This window comes from Rhizobium sp. P32RR-XVIII (genome assembly GCF_012641395.1).
Taxonomy (GTDB): Bacteria; Pseudomonadota; Alphaproteobacteria; order Rhizobiales; family Rhizobiaceae; genus Rhizobium.
The window spans coordinates 290,050-309,194 of the sequence record NZ_JABAIH010000001.1; the positions used below are offsets into that span (position 1 = coordinate 290,050).

General features: G+C 60.4%; 18 protein-coding genes. 8 read left to right on the forward strand and 10 right to left on the reverse strand.

Features of this window, described 5'->3' with window-relative positions; all coding sequences use genetic code 11:
• Positions 1 to 5 precede the first annotated feature (5 nt).
• Positions 6 to 782 carry a bifunctional demethylmenaquinone methyltransferase/2-methoxy-6-polyprenyl-1,4-benzoquinol methylase UbiE gene (ubiE, locus tag HGP14_RS01485; RefSeq protein WP_168828076.1) on the reverse strand — a complete coding sequence of 259 codons (777 nt, stop codon included), beginning with the start codon at positions 780 to 782 and terminating at the stop codon, positions 6 to 8.
• A 152-nt stretch (positions 783 to 934) separates the two neighbouring features.
• Here ubiE and mutM point away from each other — a divergent pair, with 152 nt between their 5' ends.
• From mutM to HGP14_RS01510, 5 genes are all read left to right on the forward strand, one after another.
• On the forward strand, positions 935 to 1,825 hold the full coding sequence (gene mutM, locus HGP14_RS01490; RefSeq protein WP_168828077.1) for a bifunctional DNA-formamidopyrimidine glycosylase/DNA-(apurinic or apyrimidinic site) lyase: 891 nt from the start codon (positions 935 to 937) through the stop codon (positions 1,823 to 1,825).
• A gap of 10 nt (positions 1,826 to 1,835) precedes the next feature.
• A complete protein-coding gene (locus tag HGP14_RS01495; protein WP_168828078.1) occupies positions 1,836 to 2,609 on the forward strand; it encodes an enoyl-CoA hydratase in 774 nt (257 codons plus the stop codon).
• Between the two features lie 191 nt (positions 2,610 to 2,800).
• A complete protein-coding gene (rpsT, locus tag HGP14_RS01500; protein ID WP_168828079.1) occupies positions 2,801 to 3,079 on the forward strand; it encodes a 30S ribosomal protein S20 in 279 nt (92 codons plus the stop codon).
• Between the two features lie 869 nt (positions 3,080 to 3,948).
• Positions 3,949 to 5,505 carry a chromosomal replication initiator protein DnaA gene (dnaA, locus tag HGP14_RS01505; RefSeq protein WP_168828737.1) on the forward strand — a complete coding sequence of 519 codons (1,557 nt, stop codon included), beginning with the start codon at positions 3,949 to 3,951 and terminating at the stop codon, positions 5,503 to 5,505.
• 135 nt (positions 5,506 to 5,640) lie between these two features.
• Positions 5,641 to 6,723, forward strand: a complete 1,083-nt coding sequence (locus HGP14_RS01510; protein WP_168828080.1) for a saccharopine dehydrogenase family protein — start codon at positions 5,641 to 5,643, stop codon at positions 6,721 to 6,723.
• A 14-nt stretch (positions 6,724 to 6,737) separates the two neighbouring features.
• Here HGP14_RS01510 and HGP14_RS01515 read toward each other — a convergent pair whose 3' ends face one another.
• The 4 genes from HGP14_RS01515 to gcvA form a co-directional block, all read right to left on the reverse strand.
• Positions 6,738 to 7,868: an ABC transporter substrate-binding protein gene (locus tag HGP14_RS01515; protein ID WP_168828081.1), complete on the reverse strand. Its 1,131-nt coding sequence runs from the start codon at positions 7,866 to 7,868 to the stop codon at positions 6,738 to 6,740.
• On the reverse strand, positions 7,865 to 8,599 hold the full coding sequence (gene fhuF, locus HGP14_RS01520) for a siderophore-iron reductase FhuF (protein ID WP_168828082.1): 735 nt from the start codon (positions 8,597 to 8,599) through the stop codon (positions 7,865 to 7,867). The genes HGP14_RS01515 and fhuF overlap by 4 nt, the downstream gene beginning before the upstream one ends.
• Before the next feature lie 22 nt (positions 8,600 to 8,621).
• Positions 8,622 to 10,790, reverse strand: coding sequence for a TonB-dependent siderophore receptor (locus tag HGP14_RS01525; protein WP_409527060.1), 2,169 nt, complete (start codon positions 10,788 to 10,790; stop codon positions 8,622 to 8,624).
• 150 nt (positions 10,791 to 10,940) lie between these two features.
• The gene (gene gcvA / locus HGP14_RS01530) at positions 10,941 to 11,825 is read right to left on the reverse strand and encodes a transcriptional regulator GcvA (RefSeq protein ID WP_168828084.1); all 885 of its coding nucleotides are present in this window, start codon (positions 11,823 to 11,825) and stop codon (positions 10,941 to 10,943) included.
• Positions 11,826 to 12,038: 213 nt separating this feature from the next.
• Between gcvA and HGP14_RS01535 the strand changes: the two genes are divergently transcribed.
• Complete coding sequence (locus HGP14_RS01535; protein WP_168828085.1) at positions 12,039 to 12,956, forward strand: DMT family transporter; 918 nt, start codon at positions 12,039 to 12,041, stop codon at positions 12,954 to 12,956.
• Positions 12,957 to 12,959: 3 nt separating this feature from the next.
• Here the strand turns inward: HGP14_RS01535 and hemW are convergent, their stop codons facing one another.
• From hemW to rph, 4 genes are read right to left on the reverse strand one after another with little or no spacing between them, the layout of a single operon-like run.
• On the reverse strand, positions 12,960 to 14,162 hold the full coding sequence (hemW, locus tag HGP14_RS01540) for a radical SAM family heme chaperone HemW (protein WP_312862085.1): 1,203 nt from the start codon (positions 14,160 to 14,162) through the stop codon (positions 12,960 to 12,962).
• A gap of 9 nt (positions 14,163 to 14,171) precedes the next feature.
• On the reverse strand, positions 14,172 to 14,816 hold the full coding sequence (rdgB, locus tag HGP14_RS01545; RefSeq protein WP_168828086.1) for an RdgB/HAM1 family non-canonical purine NTP pyrophosphatase: 645 nt from the start codon (positions 14,814 to 14,816) through the stop codon (positions 14,172 to 14,174).
• Positions 14,817 to 14,824: 8 nt separating this feature from the next.
• Positions 14,825 to 15,241 carry a VOC family protein gene (locus HGP14_RS01550; RefSeq protein ID WP_168828087.1) on the reverse strand — a complete coding sequence of 139 codons (417 nt, stop codon included), beginning with the start codon at positions 15,239 to 15,241 and terminating at the stop codon, positions 14,825 to 14,827.
• Entirely contained in the window at positions 15,238 to 15,957 is a 720-nt protein-coding gene (rph, locus tag HGP14_RS01555) for a ribonuclease PH (RefSeq protein WP_168828088.1), read from the reverse strand. The genes HGP14_RS01550 and rph overlap by 4 nt, the downstream gene beginning before the upstream one ends.
• Before the next feature lie 183 nt (positions 15,958 to 16,140).
• Between rph and hrcA the strand changes: the two genes are divergently transcribed.
• On the forward strand, positions 16,141 to 17,229 hold the full coding sequence (gene hrcA, locus HGP14_RS01560) for a heat-inducible transcriptional repressor HrcA (RefSeq protein WP_168828089.1): 1,089 nt from the start codon (positions 16,141 to 16,143) through the stop codon (positions 17,227 to 17,229).
• A 100-nt stretch (positions 17,230 to 17,329) separates the two neighbouring features.
• A complete protein-coding gene (gene grpE / locus HGP14_RS01565) occupies positions 17,330 to 17,962 on the forward strand; it encodes a nucleotide exchange factor GrpE (RefSeq protein ID WP_168828090.1) in 633 nt (210 codons plus the stop codon).
• 34 nt (positions 17,963 to 17,996) lie between these two features.
• On the opposite strand, the gene HGP14_RS01570 is transcribed toward grpE, so the two are convergent.
• Positions 17,997 to 18,941, reverse strand: coding sequence for a nucleoside hydrolase (locus HGP14_RS01570; protein ID WP_168828091.1), 945 nt, complete (start codon positions 18,939 to 18,941; stop codon positions 17,997 to 17,999).
• Positions 18,942 to 19,145 lie beyond the last annotated feature (204 nt).

A 19,145-nucleotide genomic window follows, 5' to 3' on the forward strand; every position in this document is an offset into this window, starting at 1 on the left:
CTAGATTAAAGTTTCCAACCCGAGTGCAGGGCCGCGATGCCGCCAGTGTAGCTGGTATAGGTCACACGCGAAAAACCCGCCCTGCGTATCATCTCGGCGAAATTTTCCTGGTTCGGGAACTTACGGATCGATTCCACCAGATATTCGTAGGGCTCGGCTTCGCCGGTTATCGCCCTGCCGAATTTCGGAATGGCGTTGAAAGACCAGGCATCATACAGCTTGTCCAGAAGCGGCATCTCGACCTCGGAAAATTCCAGCACGAGCAGTCGGCCCCCGCGCCTCAGCACGCGATAGGCCTCCGAAAGCGCCACGTCGATGCGGGGTACGTTGCGGATGCCGAAGGCGATCGTATAGGCATCGAAGCTGCCGGTTTCGAAGGGCAGATCCTCCGCATTGGCCTCGACAAAGGCAAGGTTGTCCGAAAGCTTCTTCTTTTCTGCCCGTTCGGCGCCGACGCCGAGCATTGAACCATTGATGTCGAGCACGGTTGCGTGCGCCATTCGGTTCGAGGCCTCGATGATGCGAAAAGCGATGTCGCCGGTGCCGCCTGCAACATCCAGCACCTTGTAGCTAGGCTCCTTGCGCGGGTTGAGGGCGGCCACTAGGGCGTCCTTCCAGGCGCGGTGCATCCCCATCGACATGACATCGTTCATAATGTCGTAACGCCGGGCAACCTTGTGGAACACCTCGTTGACGAGGCCCTGCTTTTCGCCCCTCGGCACTTGCCGGAAGCCGTAGGATGTTTCCATGCCGCCATCGGCGGAGGTGCGGCTTTCTGACATCGGACTACTCCGTTACTGGAAATCGGTACGGCCACCATAGCGAAAGGCCGTGCGAGAGGCTATCTGTGGACGAGGGCGATACCCCGCGGTCTACTGGCGCTATAACCCACAACGTCCGCAGTTGAAATACGTTTAGATACAGATGGGTTAAGATGCCGGAATTGCCAGAAGTCGAAACGGTAAAGCGGGGTCTTTCGGCCGCGATGGAAGGCGCGCACATCAAGAAGCTGGAACTACGCCGCGGCGACCTGCGCTTTCCTTTTCCGGAGGATTTCGAAGGTCAGGTTTCGGGCCGTACCATTATCGGGCTCGGCCGGCGCGCCAAGTATCTGCTGATCGATCTCGATAGCGGCAAGACCATCATCTCCCATCTCGGCATGTCCGGCTCCTTCCGCATCGAGGCCGGTTCCGCCAGCGGGACGCCCGGCGATTTTCATTACGAGCGATCGAAGGATGAAAGGCATGACCACGCCATCTTTCATCTGGAAGGCAAGGATGGTCCGCGCCGCGTCATTTACAACGACCCGCGGCGGTTCGGCTTCATGGACATCGCCGATCGCTCCGAGCTGCAGAATAATCCCTTCCTTTTCGCCCTGGGGCCCGAACCGACCGGCAACGAGCTGAGCGCTGCCTATCTGGCCGAGCGTTTTGCAGGCAAGGCGCAGCCGCTGAAGGGGGCATTGCTTGACCAGAAGACCATTGCCGGTCTCGGCAATATCTATGTCAGCGAAGCGCTTTGGCGCGCGCACCTGATGCCAACGCGCGCTGCTGGAACGCTGGTCACCAAGACCGGACGGCCGAAGGAGCCACTGAACCTTCTCGTCGCGTCGATCCGCGATGTCATCGCCGATGCGATCAAGGCCGGCGGCTCGTCGCTCCGGGATCATATCCAGACGGACGGCTCGCTTGGTTATTTCCAGCATGCCTTCTCCGTCTATGACCGCGAAGGCCACCCTTGCCGCACACCCGGTTGCGGCGGTACGGTTTCGCGCATCGTGCAGGCGGGTCGTTCAACCTTCTATTGCCCGGTCTGCCAGAAATAGGGAGAGAAGCATGGCCTACGAGACGCTAATCGTCGAAACCAGAGGCAATGTCGGCCTGATTACGCTGAACCGCCCGCAGGCGCTGAACGCACTGAACTCGACGGTGCTCAAGGAACTGAAGCAGGCCTATGCGGACTTCCACGCCGATGAGGCGATCGGCGCGATCGTTCTGACCGGTTCTGAGCGCGCATTTGCCGCCGGCGCCGATATCAAGGAAATGCAGCCGCTGCAGTTCGCCGATATGTACAAGGCGGAATTCATCAGCGGCTGGGACGAGATTGCCAAGGCCCGCAAACCGGTGATCGCTGCCGTCAGCGGCTTTGCCCTCGGTGGCGGCTGCGAACTCGCAATGATGTGCGACTTCATCATAGCGGCCGAGACCGCAAAGTTCGGTCAGCCCGAGATCACGCTGGGCGTCATCCCAGGCATGGGCGGCTCGCAGCGCCTGACGCGGGCCGTCGGCAAGTCGAAGGCCATGGATATGGTGCTGACCGGACGGATGATGGACGCTGCGGAAGCGGAGCGCGCCGGCCTCGTTTCGCGTGTGGTTGCGCCCGAGCGGCTGCTGGACGAGGCCATGGAAGCCGCCGCGAAGATTGCTTCGCTGTCGCAGCCGTCGGTGCTGATGGCCAAGGAAGCAGTCAATCGCGCCTTTGAAACCACGCAGGAAGAAGGCCTTCGTTTCGAGCGCCGTCTGTTCCACAGCCTTTTCGCGACGGAAGATCAGAAGGAAGGCATGGCCGCCTTCATCGAGAAGCGCAAACCGGCGTTCAGGCACCGGTGAGCGCCGCGGACGGAGAAAGCCTGCGTATCCTGCAAAATGCGCGTTGACGAGCCGCGGCTTTAGAGTTATATGCCCGCCCACGGTTCGGGAAGCCTATCAGGTTTTCCGTTTTGCTCCCGCATTGCTGGATGTTGTGGCCGCAGGGCCCGCGGTGATGATGGAGTTTGTTCGAATTCTTGAGAGAGGCATCCATGGCCAATACAACTTCGGCGAAAAAAGCGACTCGTAAGATCGCCCGCCGTACCGACGTCAACAAGGCTCGTCGCTCGCGCGTTCGTACGTTCGTTCGCCAGGTCGAAGAGGCACTCGCAGCTGGTGACGCTGCAAAGGCAAAGGAAGCCTTCCTCGCAGCTCAGCCGGAACTGGCGCGCGCTGCAGGCAAGGGCGTCCTTCACGCCAACACAGCATCCCGCAAGGTTTCGCGCCTTGCCGCTCGTGTGAAGGCCCTGTCGGCAGCCCCGACCGCGTAATCTTTCATTAACAAAGCTTTTGTTATAGTTAGCCCGGTAACCAAGCCGGGCTTTTTCGATTCTGTTTATGTTCTGCGGATTGGGGAATTTGACAGCTGTTTCATGTCGTTTAGGTGACACGAAAAATCGTTGAAAATCAAATGCTTGCGAGAGGATGTTTGCAGATTGGACGACTCTCGCGCCTTCTGGCCGACTCAGTTGTGAGTCAAGCGGATTTTATTTTTTTTTCTTTCAATGCGTGTCCAAAATGTCGATTTCGGGAATCTCCTTGATTCTCCTGCGATTCTTTTTTGCCTTTGCGGCGGCGCCCTAAAACAGCCGCCGGAGTCAATGGCCGCTTCTTAATTTTGCGTAAAATTCGCCATTGATCTCTGCAACCGATCCTGCCTAAATGCGTTCCAGCAGAGGGCGCGGACATCACCTGCAAAGGCTCGGTCTAAACTGCCATGTCGGCAGGCCGATGTGTTGCACCATCTGTTACGGAGCAGTGTATCTCTCCGTTTTTTCAAGCACTTGAGTTATTTGCGCCGCGGCCGTGGCTGGTCGCGGAACGGAGAAGCTTTGTGCGTTCTACGGCCACACGTTTAAGGTGAGCCGGAAGGGCTGGGGGAAGTAAATTTGCGTTGGGGGTTGGCTGACCGGAAACGAGGTCTGGCAGTCAACCTGGCACCGAGAACATGACGGAGGCCGCATAAAGGCGGTTTCCGCCACGGTTTTCTGCGCCGGTCTCGCTAGGCGGGACAGCGTTTGTGTGAACCGGCAGCCGGTGGCTCATGAAGGAGTCGCTCGCATGCTAGAACGGGGAAAATTGATCGGGCGGCCGTTCTAGGTGATGACCGCCCGGTAGAAGAAATTTGGAAGGCGGCATGATGCAAATGAATTCTCTGACGACGACCGGTGCTCTTGAAAATGGGGACAAGACACCGCAAGCGTTCGGCTCAATTCGCCCGGAAACGGCAGGGGAAAAGGGGGATATGAAGCATGGCGTACTTTTCGATCGTGTCGGTGCACGTCTGAAGGCTCAGGTCGGTCCAGACGTTTATGCAAGCTGGTTCGCACGTCTGAAGCTGCACTCGGTTTCAAAGAGCGTCGTGCGACTCTCGGTTCCCACCACATTTCTCAAGTCGTGGATCAACAATCGTTATCTTGATCTCATCACCAGCCTCTTCCAGCAGGAAGACGCAGAGATTCTGAAGGTTGAGATCCTCGTCCGCACGGCAACACGTGCCGGCTTGAAGCCGATAGATGAGGTGGCTCCGCAGGAGCCGGCCACGCAGGCCGCGCCAATGCGTCGTCCTGCCGCTGCTCAGCCGGCGGGTCACGCCGTTCAGCAGGCGGTTTCGGCCGCTGCTGCGGCTCGTCCCGCGACGGCAGGCCAGCCGTTGTTCGGCTCGCCGCTTGACTCGCGCTTTACCTTCGACACCTTTGTTGAAGGCAGCTCGAACCGTGTTGCGCTTGCTGCCGCAAAGACGATTGCGGAAGCAGGGCAGGGTGCCGTTCGCTTCAATCCGCTCTTCGTTCATTCGAACGTTGGCCTCGGCAAGTCTCACCTGCTGCAGGCGATCGCCAATGCGGCGGTTCAAAATCCGCGGGCTCTGCGAGTCGTCTATCTGACGGCCGAGTATTTCATGTGGCGTTTTGCAACGGCGATCCGCGACAACGATGCGCTGACGCTGAAGGACTCACTTCGCAACATCGATCTTCTGATCATCGACGACATGCAGTTCCTGCAGGGCAAGATGATCCAGCATGAGTTCTGCCACCTGCTGAACATGTTGCTGGACAGCGCCAAGCAAGTGGTCGTCGCTGCCGACCGCGCGCCCTGGGAGCTGGAATCGCTTGATCCTCGGGTGCGTTCGCGCCTGCAGGGCGGTGTTGCGATCGAGCTCGATGCCCCCGACTACGAGATGCGTCTCGAAATCCTGAAGCGCCGCCTGGCGAATGCCCGGCAGGAAGATCCGTCGCTCGAAATTCCGGCGGAGTTGTTGTCGCACGTTGCTCGCAGCGTAACCGCAAGCGGCCGCGAACTGGAAGGGGCCTTCAATCAGCTAGTCTTCCGCCGTTCTTTCGAGCCGAATCTGTCGATCGAACGGGTGGACGAGTTGCTGGCTCATCTCGTCGGTTCCGGCGAGCCCCGCCGCGTGCGCATCGAAGACATCCAGCGCATCGTCGCCCGCCACTACAATGTCTCGCGACAGGAACTGGTTTCGAACCGCCGCACGCGCGTCATCGTCAAGCCGCGCCAGATTGCGATGTATCTCTCCAAGACGTTAACGCCGCGCTCCTTCCCGGAGATCGGCCGCCGCTTCGGCGGACGCGACCATACGACGGTTCTGCACGCCGTTCGCAAGATCGAGGAGCTGATTTCGGAAGACACCAAGCTCTCGCATGAGATCGAGCTGCTGAAGCGCCTGATCAACGAATAGCGCCATCCAGCGCAAGAAAAAATCCACGGCCGGGAGCGATCCCGGCTGTTTTCATTTATAAGGTTTTTATTCTATACAACCCTCGCATCAAAGACGGCGCACACTGGATGAACGGTGGCGCACGGGAGGGAAAGAATGAGTTTCAAGAAAATCGCCGTCGTCGGCCTGGGTAAGGTCGGACGGCTTGCGGCAACGCTTTTGCATGAGGGTGGTTTCGAGGTCACGGGCGTCGATGCCCGGCTGCCGGCGTCGGAGGTACCTTTCGCGTGCCGGACGGGCGACATATCGAGCCCGGCTGTCGTGGCCGAGCTGCTGTCGAGCGTCGAGGCGGTGCTGTCCTGCCTGCCCTATCACCTGAACATTGAGCTTGCTCGCGCCGCACATGCCGCCGGTATCCACTATTTCGATCTCACGGAAGACGTACCGACCACCAATTTCATCATCGAGCTCTCGAAGACTTCGCGCGGCCTGATGGCGCCGCAATGCGGTCTGGCGCCCGGCTTCGTCGGTATCGTCGGGGCAAGCCTGGCGGACGGGTTCGATCGCTGCCGCTCGATCCGCATGCGCGTCGGCGCTCTGCCGCAGAATCCGACCGGTTTGCTGGGCTATGCCTTCAACTGGTCGCCGGAGGGCGTCGTCAACGAATATCTCAATGACTGCGAGGTGATCGAGGGTGGCGTACGCAAGCTCGTCTCACCGATGGAGTGGCACGAGACAATCTATGTCGAAGGCGTCAAGCTCGAAGCGTTCACCACGTCGGGCGGTCTCGGCACCATGTGCGATACGCTGCTCGGCAAGGTCGACAATCTCGACTACAAGACGATGCGGTACCCGGGCCATATGGACCTGATGAATTTCTTCTTCCATGAGCTGTTGATGCGCGAGCAGCGAAAGCTCGCCGGCGAAATCCTGACCAATGCCAAGCCGCCCGTGGAGGACGATGTGGTCTATGTCCATGTCGCTGCCGAGGGCACAGAGGCAGGAAGCCTTCGGCGCAAGGAATTCGTGCGGGCCTATTATCCGATCGAGATTGCCGGTGCACGCCGCACTGCGATCGCCTGGACAACCTCGGCCTCCGTCGTTGCCGTTATCGAAATGGTCCGCGATGGTCTGCTGCCGGCTGCCGGCTTCCTGCATCAGGAGCACATTCCGCTCGACATGTTCCTGCAGACGCCGACCGGCAGCCTGTTCGCGGCCGGCGCCTCAAGCCGCCATTAGCGCCTTGAAAGGCGCTAGGATTTGAGGCTCGCCCAATAGGCGCCTTCGAAAGGCACGGCAGCAAAGCGCTCGTTGAGCTCGGAAAGGCTGCCTGCCGGATCGACGTCACCGAAGAGGTCGGGCCTGACCCAGGTCGCGACCGCTTCGGCGGCCAGAATGTTCAGTGGCACGGCATTGAAGAAGTTCCACATGCCGTGCACCTTGCCCTCCCGGACCGCCTTCAGCGGTGCAAGATTTGGCATCTTCACGGTTTCTTCCAGCGTGCGCCGGGCTTCCGACGGATCGACGCCCGGGCCGATGGAAAAGGTCGTATAGGTCCCGCCTGGCGATCCGGTCGCAATGTAGACGTCAGGATCGGCGGCAATGACATACTCGGCCGTCACCGGCCCGCCCTGCGGAGGAAGGTTGTCGCTCGCGACGTTGCGCCCGCCGGCCAGAGTGATCAATTCGCCAAGCCCCGTCCGGCCGATTGCCCAGCTTCCCCGGATGTCGCTCGGAAAGGCATCCATCAGCACAAGAGGGCGGGCATCCGTCGCGCCCGCCGCTTTGGTTCTGATGCGCTCCCGCCGCATCTCGAAGAATTGGGCAAACTCCTCGGCCTGCTGGTCTTGCTCGAAGATCCGGCCGAGGAGGCGCATGTCGCGCGGTGTTGTGTTCAGCGGATCGCGATTGATATCGACGACGACGACGACCGGGATGCCGACCGAATCGAGATATTGGATGGCGAGCTGCCCCACTTCGCTATCGGCCTGCCATATGCTCATGATCGCGAGATCGGCGTTCAGCGACAGCGCCGTCTCCACGGATAGGCCATCCGCGTGGCCGTTGCCGACGATTGGGACGTTCTCGATAGCCGGAAACTTTTTCCGGAACGCCTCGTAGATAAACGGATTGTCGCCTTTCATGTCGGTCGACCAGCCGGCGAGCAGGCTGACGGGGTCGGGATGGATCAGCGACAATGGGACAAGGTTGAAGCCAGTCGCGAGGATCACGGCTTCCGGCTTCTTCTTGATCGTCACCTTGCGGCCGGTAGCATCGGTGAAGCTCAACGGCCAGCGCGTCTGCGCCTTTGCGATATTTGGAGCGCAAAGAGCAACGGACGCTGCGGCGAGCAGATCCCGCCGGCTGATAAGAAACTGGGTCATCGCTGGTTCCTCTGATTTGGCAGTGCGCAGAGCTTGCCGCAGCTCGGAATTCCGGGAAGCATGTATCGAAGGCAGCAAATCTTGCGCCGTGCGACCTGCTCGCCGTCCTCATCCAGGTAGCTGAGGCAGCCGCAAAACGGATTCACGCTTCCATCCGGAAGGCGGCTGCTAACAAAAAGCGGCAGATCGGGACCGGCCGGTGGTGCATCCCGCTCGGTTAGCCGCAGCGCGTAGTCGATATAGACGGCGGCATTGTTCCAGCAGAGTTTCGCCGAGATGCCGCAAATCTTCAGAATGGCCACAACCTCGCCAAGATGGGTTTCAAGCAACGAACCGACGGCCTCGAAACTGTCGGTCTCGATCTTGTCTTCGATGATGCCGGCGTGCGGAACGCCGAAAGAGCGCGGCAAACCGCTCTCCTCCAGTGCAATCGTCATGCCCGCGAATTCGACGGGAAGCGCCTGCGACGCGAGGCGCCGCGCAAGCAGGTAGGGGATGGAAAGTCCCGAGAAATAATAGAGCGACCACATGGAAACGACGGCGCGCCGGTCGGTGCCTCCCGAGACCTCGGCGTAGCGATCAACCGCGCGCTGGAAGCCGCCGCCGCGAAAAAAGGCAGGCAGCGGCACGCCGTCGGCAAGCTCCTCGCTGAGCATCATCTTGTCTCGGCACCAGGCATGCTCGCCGGAAAAGGCAGGAGACAGGCCAAACGGCCTGTCACCCATCTTCATGTCCCCATCGCTTGCCATCGGGTTACCAAGCGTAACGCAGTGTGCCGATCACCGCGCGGCCCTGGTCGCGGTAGCAGAAGCCTGCAGAGCAGACGGGCTCACGACGGTCGAACAGATTGGTGGCGTTCACTTGCAGGCTGAGGCCATCGTACTTCTTGTCGAGAGCCGCGAAATCGTAGCTGACGGCTGCGTCGAAGAGGACACGGGCGCTGTTCTGCGTCGTGTTGTAGTCACTGCCGTAGCTCTTGCCGATGTAGCGGGCTCCGAGGCCGACCCCGAGACCGTAGACCGGGCTAGTCTCCTGGAACGTGTAGTTCGCCCAGAGCGAGGCCATATGCCTCGGCACCGAGGAGACGTAATTGCCGACCGTCCCCGTCGTGCCTTCGAGGATCTTCGCATCCGTATAAGTATAGGCGGCGATGAGGGAGAGGCCGTTGTCAAGGCTGGCATTGGCCTCGAGCTCGAGGCCTCTCGAGCGGATCTTGCCGCGCTGGACCTGGATGTTGGCGGGACCTGAAGGCAGGTTGACGACCTCGTAATACAGGCTGTTCTTCTGATCGATGTTGAACAGCGCGGCCGTAAGCATCATGTTGGTGTCCGGCAGAAGATATTTGACGCCGATCTCTTCCTGTTCGCTTTCGGTCGGCTTGAAGGGTTGACCGGTTGCCTGATTGATGCCGGCATTCGGCGAGAAGGCGGTGGAGTAGCTGATATAGGGTGCGAGGCCAAAATCGGTCTCGTACGTCAGGCCCACTCGACCGGTGAACTCGTTGTCGTTCTGCGAGTAGGTATCGACGGCGTCGGTCACGAGATCAGTGTTCTTGGTGTCGCTCCAAACCCAGTCGTAGCGCCCGCCGACCGTCAGAATCCAAGCATCGTAGCGGATCTGATCCTGGACATACGTGCCGGTTTCCCATTGGTCCTGAACGGTGCGCGTCTGGAAATCGATGTGCGGGACGGGAGCGCCGGCATCAGGATTGTTTGTATCGAGTGGCGGCGAAACGCCACGGCCGTCGAGCGAGCGCCAACGCAGCCGCGTGAATTCCAGTCCGGTCAGAAGTGTGTGATCGAGGGCGCCGGTGTCGAACTGGGCTTCGAGCTGGTTGTCGATCGTGAAAGTCGTCAGCCGCTCGTCGAAAGTACCGGCACTGCGGTCGAGAAGCGTCGGATCAATGGCGTTCGGGGCGTATGCGAAGGCCCAGTCGGCATCGATATTGAGTGTCGAAAAGCGTGCGTTCTGGCGGAATACGAAGGTATCGTTCAGCCGGTGCTCGAACTCATAGCCGATGCGGCCCTGGTTCTGGACCGAGTCGTTGAAGGCCGGATTACCGGCAAAATAGTCGGTCACCTCGCCGGTAACCGGATCGTTGTAGTAGGCCGCTGTCCCGCCGGTCTTGGTCCTGGAATATTCTCCGAGGATCGTCAGCTTGGTGTCCTCGTCCGGCTTCCACATGAAGGCGGGCGCGATGTAGGCGCGATCGTCGGGAACGCTGATCTGCTCCGTCTCGGCGTCGCGGTAGAGACCGGTCACGCGATAGTAGAAAGGATCCTCATCGTTGACCGGTCCGGAGAAGTCGAACTGGCCCTGATAGCGCTGATCGGTGCCGAACTGTCCCATGACCTCGTGGTAAGGCTCTTCCGTCGGGCGCTTGGTGATCAGATTGAAGAGACCGCCGGCACCCGTGGCGCCATAGAGCGCAGAGGAGGGGCCGCGCAGGATCGAAACGCCCTCAAGACCGTAAGGCTCCGTCTTGAAAAGCGAGGAGCCGGCGCCCGGCTGACGCAGGTTGTCGCGGAACACGCCCGTGTAGGTCACGTCGAAGCCGCGTACGGTGAAACTGTCGAAGCGCGGATCGAAGCCATAGGCGCCGACGCGGGTGCCGGGCGTGTAGGCGATCGTGTCGAGAAGTGTCTGAGGGTTGCGATCCTTAAGTTGCTGTTCGGTCACCGACGAGATCGATTGCGGCGTCTCGATGAAGGGTGTGTCGGTCTTTGCGCCGGTGGCGCTGCTCTTGCCGACATAACCGTCCGCCTGGATCACGCCGCCGCTGCCGCCATTGACGATGATGTCCTGCAGCACTGTCGCTCCATCATCCTCTTGCGCATTGGCAGCCGCGTCCTGCGCGGCGGCAGGCAGAAGAAGATGGGCCATTGCAGCCCCCGTTAATGCCGATGTGCGCAGCAATCTCATAGTAAAAAGGTGAATTTTCATTGCCTCATGACCCTTGGGAGCTCATTTCAAAAAAACATGAGTCTAATAGTCATGAAAGAACCAAAAGAAAACCTTTTTATGAGTAATTTTGTCAAGTTTTTGGAGGATGCTGTGCCGGTGCAAGAGCCCTCAGCTCTTCGCTTCCGAAAGCAGCCAACGCCGGAAGGCCGCGACAGCCGGACGCTCAAGGGCGGCGCCCGGATAAACGAGATGAAAGGCGAGGCGGCTCGCGACGCCGAGAGGGAAGGGTGCGACCACTGAGCCCGCGGCGAGTTCTTTCTCCAGGAACGACCGCCGCATCAAGGCAAAACCCAGCCCCGCCTTCATTGCGTCATAGGCGCCGTTCCCATGCATGAAGATTGGCCCGCGCGAAGGATCCACCTTCGTCGCACCCACCGCCTCCAGCCAAAGCTTCCAGTCGTGGCGATAGACGTCGTGGATGAGTTGGAAGCCGGCAAGCGTGTCCGGGGAAGGCTGTTTCCCAAGTTGTTCTGCCAGCCGTGGGATGCAGACGGGCACCAGTTCGTCATCCACAAGCCGCTCGCTGACGAGGCCGTCATAGCCACCGAGCCCATGTCGGATCGCCAGATCGATGCCGTCCCGCTGAAAGTCGAGCACGCGATGCGAGGCGCTGATGCGCACGTCGATCTCCGGATGGATCTCCTCGAAGCGTCTTAGCCGAGGGACGAGCCAATAGGTCGCAAATCCCGCCGTGCAGGTGACGTTCAGCACGGAACCGCGCGCCCGCGCGGTGATCGCCGCTGTCGCCTCCCGCACCAGCCGGAAGGCGGCACGTAGCGTCGTAAAGTAATCGGCCCCCTCCACAGTGAGAGAAAGCGCCCGCGCCTTTCGCTCGAAAAGCCGCACGCCGAGCGCAGCCTCTAGATCGCGGACCTGCAGGCTGACGGCGCCGGGAGTGACGTTCAACTCCTTTGCCGCCATCGTCATGCTGAGATGCCGCGCGGCGGCCTCGAAAGCCCTTAGGGCCGAAAGGGAAGGCAGATATTCGCTCATGATTTAGCTCAGCTAAAGAGTAGATCGAAAAAGACTCGTTTGTCGAAGCTGAATTCACGAAATAATATCAGCAGGAAAGCGATGTTCAAACGGAATTGCGAAGAACAGTTCAACGAGCATAATTCGCGGCTTTGCCGAAGCTGGAACGCAAGAAACGGGTGGCGCGACGGACCGTTAAAGCCTAACCCACCGTAGAACGGGAGGAAGAGTGGCATGCAGCAGAAACAGATGGGCCCAGCCGAATGGGGCATGTTGCTGATCCTGTCCCTGCTCTGGGGCGGGTCCTTCCTCTTCAACGGCATTCTCGTCAAAGCGCTGCCGCCGTTTACCATCGTCGCGGGTCGCGTGCTGCTCGCGGCAATCGCCCTCAATATTATCGTGCGGATCATGGGACATTCCATGCCGCGCGACGGCAAGAGCTGGGCCGCCTTCTTCGGCATGGGTGTACTGAACAACATGATCCCCTTCTGCCTCATCGTTTGGGGGCAGACTCACATCGCAAGCGGCCTCGCTTCGATCTTGAATGCCACAACGCCGCTGTTTACCGTCGTGGTTGCTCATATTCTGACTGCTGACGAGAAGATGACCGGCAATCGCCTGATTGGCGTGCTCGTCGGCTTTGCCGGCGTCGCCTACATGATCGGCTTCGATGCGCTTCACGATCTCGGCTCGAATGTCCTGGCGCAGTTCGCCGTCCTTGGCGCTGCGATCTCCTATTCTTTCGCCGGCATCTGGGGGCGCCGCTTTCGGGCCATGGGCATGCCGCCACTGCTGCCGGCCGCAGGACAGGTCACCGCTTCAACGATCCTGATGCTGCCGATAGCGCTGATTGCCGACCGGCCTTGGGCTCTGCCTGCACCCGGCATCGAGACCTGGCTGGCGCTTTTCGGTCTCGCCCTGCTTTCGACGGCAATCGCCTACGTGCTTTTCTTCCGCATTCTGGCAACGGCGGGTGCGACGAACCTGGCGCTGGTGACTTTTCTGATCCCGGTCAGTGCCATTCTGCTGGGCGCGATCGTCCTCGGAGAGCAGCTGCAGGCGAAACACCTGATCGGCATGGCAATGATCGCTGCCGGTCTGGCAGCCATCGACGGACGGCTGATCTCGCTTGGGAAAAGGCGCCCGGTCTGAGCCTCAGCAGGCGAGATCGGCGACGAGGGAATCGAGGATCAGCATGCCGGCGGGCGTGCAGCGGAGCCGGGAATTGCCGATGCGCTCGATAAAGCCAAGTTCCAGTAAAATTTCCTCGCGCTTGCGGTCGAGGTCCCGGCCGGAAAGCTGCTGCCAGCGAGCAAGGTCGATGCCTTCCTTCAGCCGCAGGCCCATCAAGAGCAGCTCGTCTGCCTGCTCGTCATAACCGAGCCGTTCCTGCTCCAGAATGCCATGGCCATCGCGTTCGACAAGCTCCAGCCAGGCCTCCGGTTTGCGCTCGGTGGCCGTTGCAATCTTTTCGGGCCCGCGCGTCAGGCGGCCATGTGCGCCGGGGCCGATCCCGGCATAATCGCCGTAGCGCCAGTAGGTCAGGTTGTGCCGGCTTTCGGCGCCGGGTCGCGCGTGATTGGAAACCTCGTAGGCTGGCATGCCTTCGCGCGCCGTGATCTGCTGCGTCGCTTCATAGAGCGCCGCCGATTGATCGCCATCAGGAACGATCAGCTTGCCGGCCTTGTGCAGGCCGTAGAAGGGCGTGCCCTCCTCGATCGTCAATTGATAGAGCGAGAGGTGATCGACGGCATAGGAGATTGCTTCCTTCAGCTCCTTCTCCCACGCCTCCACCGTCTGGTCCGGGCGCGCATAGATCAGGTCGAAGGACATGCGCGGGAAGATATCGCGCGCCAGCTTTATCGCCTTCAGCGCATCGGCGACGTCATGCAGGCGGCCGAGGAACTTCAAGTCACGGTCGTTCAACGCCTGAACGCCGAGCGACACACGGTTGACGCCCGCCGCGCGATAGCCCCGGAAGCGCTCGGCCTCGACGCTCGACGGATTGGCCTCCATGGTGATCTCGATGCCATCAGGCACATGCCAGTGCTTCGCAATGCCCTCGAGTATCGCCGAAACGGTCGCCGGGTTCATGAGCGACGGCGTGCCGCCGCCGAGGAAGATGCTCGTCACCGTCTTCGGCCCGCCCATTTGGCGAACGGAAGCCATCTCTCTGAGGAAGGCTGCGGTGAACCGCTCCTGATCGACCGGCTGATGGCGGACATGGCTGTTGAAGTCGCAGTACGGGCACTTCGCCGCGCAGAATGGCCAATGCACATAGACGCCGAAACCCGGCTCTCCCGTGTCGGGGAGAAGCGTCGCATCGCGTGTCAGGCTTGCCGTATCGAGAATTTCCACGAACCGACCCTACGCTTCCAGGCAGGTTTCGACAAAGAGTTTGAACGCGCGCGCCCGGTGCGACAGCGCCTGCGGCTTGCCGATGCTCCAGCCGTGCTTCTCCTCGGCGCTCATCTCCCCGAAGGTGATGCTGTAGCCTTCCGGTTGAAAGACGGGATCGTAGCCGAAGCCCTGGCTCCCGCGTGGCGGCCAGACGACCGTTCCTTCGACCTCGCCGCGGAAGAGCTCGGTATGTCCGTCCGGCCAGGCGAGGCATAGTACGCTGACGAAGCGTGACGTCCGCTGCTCGGGCTTCATGGCTCCGGCTTTTTCCAGTGCCTGTTCCACCTTTTCCATGGCCATCGCAAAGTCCCGCGTGCCATCGGGCCTTTCCGCCCAGTTGGCGGTGTAGACGCCCGGATCGCCTCCGAGTGCATCGATGACCAGGCCGGAATCGTCCGAAAGCGCCGGCATATTTGCTGCCTTCGCGGATGCGAGCGCTTTGATCGTCGCGTTCTCCTCGAAGGTCGTGCCTGTCTCATCCGGCTCGACGAAGTTGAGCTCTGCTGCCGATTTGGCGATGAAGCCGAGCGGACCGATTAGATCCTGGATCTCGCGGATCTTGCCGGCATTGTGGCTGGCGACGACGATCGTTTTCGTGTCAAGCGTGCGCATGGTCGGTCCTATTTGATGCCCCAGATTCTGGCTTCGGCGCATTCGAGGCTGTTTCCTGCCGGATCGCGGAAATAGATCGAGCGGCCACCATTCGGCCAGTGCACTTCGGATTCGATGTCGATGCCGGCGGCCTTGAGCTGTGCGGCCATGACATCGATGTTTTCACCTGACACGCGGAAGCATGCGTGGCCCTGACCTCTCGTGCCATGTGGTGGCACCTGCAAGGCATCGGCCGCCGGCGGCTTGACCGTTTCGTCGGGGTTGAAGATCAGGAGCACGCCTTGCCCGCAGCGGAAGAATACATGCCGGTCTCCGCCACGCGCGATCTTGGCAAGGCCGAGCACGCCTTCGTAGAAAGCCTCGGCCTTGTCGAGATCGTCCGCGTAGAGCGCGGTTTCCAGCATGCCTTCCAGCAAGGCAGTCATCCGGCGATCGCCTGTTTCTGCATCTCGACGAGCTCTGCAATGCCGGCCTTCGCCAGCGTCATCAGCGTGGTAAATTCCTCGTCCGTAAAGGGTGTGCCTTCGGCGGTGCCCTGAATTTCAACGATGCCGCCGGCGCCCGTCATGACGAAATTCGCATCGGTTTCGGCCGAAGAATCTTCAAGATAGTCGAGGTCGATCACCGGCTGGCTGGCGAAGATACCGCATGAAATTGCGGCGACATGATCCTTGAGCACGCGCTCGACCTTGATCATGTTGCGGGCTTCCATCCACTTCAGGCAGTCATAGAGCGCAATCCAGGCGCCGGTAATCGAGGCGGTCCGCGTGCCGCCGTCAGCCTGGATGACGTCGCAATCGAGCGTGATCTGGCGTTCTCCGAGTTCCTTGAGATCGACGATGGCGCGAAGCGAACGGCCGATGAGTCGCTGGATTTCCTGCGTGCGCCCGCCTTGCTTGCCAGCTGCCGCCTCGCGCTTCATCCGCTCGCCGGTTGCCCGCGGCAGCATGCCGTATTCGGCCGTGACCCAGCCCTTTCCGGTGTTGCGCAGCCATGGCGGCGTCTTATCTTCAAGGCTCGCCGTGCAGAGCACATGCGTATCGCCGAATTTCACCAGGCAGGAGCCTTCCGCATGCTTCGAAAAATTGCGCTCGAAGGTGACCTTGCGCATCTGGTCGGTTTTTCTGCCTGAAGGCCGCATTCTAATCTCCTGAAGCAAGATACCGAAAAGTGTCAGCGGTTTTCTGACAGCATCATGCAATGGTTTATGGTGTTGACCGCTTCTACGATTGGCGGCAGCCATTTGCAAATTCCCTTTTGCCTCGGGGGCGAGAATGACTATATTTTCGGGGTGATTGTTAGCAGCGCGGGTGCAAGGAAGTTCATGGGGTTCAGGTCGACGTCGATTTCGGATGCCGTTGCTGCGCTGGATGAACGCTCCAAGGAGATCTTCCGTCGCATCGTCGAAGGCTATCTGGAAAACGGCGAGCCGCTTGGCTCACGCAATCTTTCCCGCATTTTGCCGATGTCGCTATCGCCGGCTTCCGTGCGCAACGTGATGAGCGATCTGGAAGAGCTGGGCCTGATCTACTCGCCGCATGTCAGCGCCGGACGCTTGCCGACGCAGGGCGGTCTCCGCTTCTTCGTTGATGCCTTTATGCAGGTCGGCGACCTTTCCGCGGAGGATCGTGCGACTATCGAGCGCCAGGTTCGGCCCGAAAGCCGTGACAATGCGATGGAATCGATGATGAACGAGGCAAGCAGGATGCTTTCGGGCATTTCGCGCGGCGCCGGCCTTGTCATCACGTCGAAGAGCGATCCGATCCTCAAGCATGTCGAATTTATCCGCCTGGAACCCACCAAGGCGCTTGCCGTCCTCGTTGGCGATCACGACCAGATTGAAAACCGCATCATCGAATTGCCCGCAGGCGTCACCTCGGCGCAGCTGACGGAGGCTGCGAATTTCCTCAACGCGCATATGAGCGGCCAGACGCTGCCGGAATTGCGAAAGCAACTCAGCCATTTGAAAGAGAATGTCCGCAATGAGCTGGACGCCTTGTCCCAGCAGCTCGTCGAGCGCGGTATCGCCGTATGGTCGGGCACCGCCGATGAAGGCAAGCCGCCGCAGCTCATCATTCGCGGCCGCTCCAATCTGCTGGAGGGCCTTGCGGGCGTGGAAGACCTTGACCGCCTCCGGATGCTCTTCGACGATCTGGAAAAGAAAGACAGCCTGATCGAGCTCTTGAATCTTGCCGAAACCGGCCCGGGTGTGCGGATCTTCATCGGCTCGGAGAACAAGCTTTTTTCGCTTTCCGGCTCTTCGCTCATCGTCGCGCCCTATCGGGACGAGGACGATCGCATCGTTGGCGCCGTCGGCGTCATCGGACCGACGCGACTCAATTATTCCCGCATTGTGCCGATGGTTGATTACACGGCACAGCTGATTTCCAGGCTTTCGCGCGGCACCTTGTAAAAGCCGGAATTTCCCCTTCTTTGTCACGCAGACTTGATTTTTTGCGGTCAAAGCTCGATATCGGGCCCATCCCAAGACAACCCCAGTACCGGAGACCGTCATGATCGACGAAACGACGAAAAACGGACCTGACGCTGCCGCGGCCGAAGCCGCAGCCGACGCTGCCGCAAACGTCGAGAACGAAACCACCGCGGAAACGCCGGCCGAGCTTGATCTCATTGAACGCATCAAGTCGGAAAATGCCGAGCTGCGCGATCGCTATCTGCGCCTTGCTGCGGAGATGGATAACCTGCGCCGCCGCACCGAACGCGACGTCAAGGACGCCAAGTCCTATTCCGTCGCCGGCTTTGCGCGAGATATGCTCGCTGTCTCGGACAATCTTCGCCGCGCGCTCGAGTCCATCCCGCCGGAAGCAAAAGAGAGCGGCGACGCTGGCCTTACGACATTGATCGAAGGCGTCGAGATGACCGAGCGTTCCATGCTGTCGGCGCTTGAGCGCCATGGTGTTCGCAAGCTGGAGCCGGTCGGTCAGAAGTTCGATCCGCACTTCCATCAGGCGATGTTCGAGGTTCCGAACACCGAAGTGCCGAACAACACCGTCGTCCAGGTCGTCCAGGCTGGCTTCACGATCGGCGAGCGCGTACTGCGCCCGGCCATGGTCGGCGTCGCCAAGGGCGGCCCGAAAGCAGCCGAAGCCGATATCAACACCGCCTTCACAGAAAAAGACGCCTGATCCCTCAGGCGTCTTTCGGCAACCAGTTTGAAAATCAGATGCGGGCGAAGCGCTCGATCAGCAGATCGTAGAAGCCGTCCGCATCCACATGGCGCATCACCTTGGCGTTGCGCTTGCGGTCGGTCACGTGCCACCAGTCGATCACGGTCATGCCCGCGGTCAGTTCCGATTTTACCTCGATCTCGACGTTGCAGTGACGGCCCTTGAAGAGTTCGGGCTTGAGCAGATAGGCGATAACTGCCGGGTCGTGCAGCGGTCCGCCATCGGAGCCATATTTCTCGATATCGAAGCGCTCGAAGAATTCCAGCATCTCGACCATCGCTTTTACCGGCGCCGTGCCAAGCTCGGCCATGCGCTCGATCCGGCCCTTCTGCGTCAGGAGCTGATGCGTCACGTCAAGCGGCATCATCACGATCGGAATGCCGGAACCGAAGACGATCTCGGCTGCTTCGGGGTCGACATAGATGTTGAATTCCGCAGCCGGCGTTATGTTGCCGCCTTCGAAGAAACCGCCTCCCATCATCACCAGCTCGCGAACGCGGGGAATAATGTCCGGCGCCTTCTGGAAAGCCAAACCGATATTGGTGAGTGGCCCAAGCGTGCAGAGCGTCACCGCGCCCTCCGGCTCGCGGCGGAGTGTTTCGATGATGAAATCGACCGAATGCTGCTCCTGCAGCGGCATCGCCGGCTCATTGAGTTCCGGACCGTCGAGGCCGGTTTTCCCGTGCACGTGCTCGGCTGTGACCAGCTTGCGCGCCATCGGCGCGTCTGCGCCTGCGAAGACCTTCATGTCCGGCCGGCCGCATAGCTCGCACACGATGCGCGCATTGCGGCTCGTATAGGAGAGCGGCACATTGCCTGCGACGGTCGTGATGCCCAGTACCTCCAGCTCTTCAGGGCTGCCGAATGCCAGCATGATGGCTGCGGCATCGTCCTGGCCGGGATCGGTGTCGATGATAATCTTTCTAGGCTTCGCCATTCCGTCTTCCATTCCCCAAGGTGCACGTCGCGGCGGGCACCGTTCGTTTATCTTTCCGTCGCAAATCGGCCCGGCCGCTGCGGGCGACGATTTGATGCGAGCGGCCATGGCAATTGTCAAGCAATCAGCGAAGCCCGGCTCGTGTGTTTGCCGGCAGCGGCACGAGGCTTGCGCAAAAGACGCAGCCTTCCCATATTAACGGCA

Coding starts and splice junctions, on each gene's coding strand:
- ubiE (WP_168828076.1), bottom strand. CDS start 782: ATGTCAGAAAGCCGCACCTCCGCCGATGGCGGCATGGAAACATCCTAC.
- mutM (WP_168828077.1), top strand. CDS start 935: ATGCCGGAATTGCCAGAAGTCGAAACGGTAAAGCGGGGTCTTTCGGCC.
- HGP14_RS01495 (WP_168828078.1), top strand. CDS start 1,836: ATGGCCTACGAGACGCTAATCGTCGAAACCAGAGGCAATGTCGGCCTG.
- rpsT (WP_168828079.1), top strand. CDS start 2,801: ATGGCCAATACAACTTCGGCGAAAAAAGCGACTCGTAAGATCGCCCGC.
- dnaA (WP_168828737.1), top strand. CDS start 3,949: ATGCAAATGAATTCTCTGACGACGACCGGTGCTCTTGAAAATGGGGAC.
- HGP14_RS01510 (WP_168828080.1), top strand. CDS start 5,641: ATGAGTTTCAAGAAAATCGCCGTCGTCGGCCTGGGTAAGGTCGGACGG.
- HGP14_RS01515 (WP_168828081.1), bottom strand. CDS start 7,868: ATGACCCAGTTTCTTATCAGCCGGCGGGATCTGCTCGCCGCAGCGTCC.
- fhuF (WP_168828082.1), bottom strand. CDS start 8,599: ATGAAGATGGGTGACAGGCCGTTTGGCCTGTCTCCTGCCTTTTCCGGC.
- HGP14_RS01525 (WP_409527060.1), bottom strand. CDS start 10,790: ATGAGATTGCTGCGCACATCGGCATTAACGGGGGCTGCAATGGCCCAT.
- gcvA (WP_168828084.1), bottom strand. CDS start 11,825: ATGAGCGAATATCTGCCTTCCCTTTCGGCCCTAAGGGCTTTCGAGGCC.
- HGP14_RS01535 (WP_168828085.1), top strand. CDS start 12,039: ATGCAGCAGAAACAGATGGGCCCAGCCGAATGGGGCATGTTGCTGATC.
- rdgB (WP_168828086.1), bottom strand. CDS start 14,816: ATGCGCACGCTTGACACGAAAACGATCGTCGTCGCCAGCCACAATGCC.
- HGP14_RS01550 (WP_168828087.1), bottom strand. CDS start 15,241: ATGACTGCCTTGCTGGAAGGCATGCTGGAAACCGCGCTCTACGCGGAC.
- rph (WP_168828088.1), bottom strand. CDS start 15,957: ATGCGGCCTTCAGGCAGAAAAACCGACCAGATGCGCAAGGTCACCTTC.
- hrcA (WP_168828089.1), top strand. CDS start 16,141: ATGGGGTTCAGGTCGACGTCGATTTCGGATGCCGTTGCTGCGCTGGAT.
- grpE (WP_168828090.1), top strand. CDS start 17,330: ATGATCGACGAAACGACGAAAAACGGACCTGACGCTGCCGCGGCCGAA.
- HGP14_RS01570 (WP_168828091.1), bottom strand. CDS start 18,941: ATGGCGAAGCCTAGAAAGATTATCATCGACACCGATCCCGGCCAGGAC.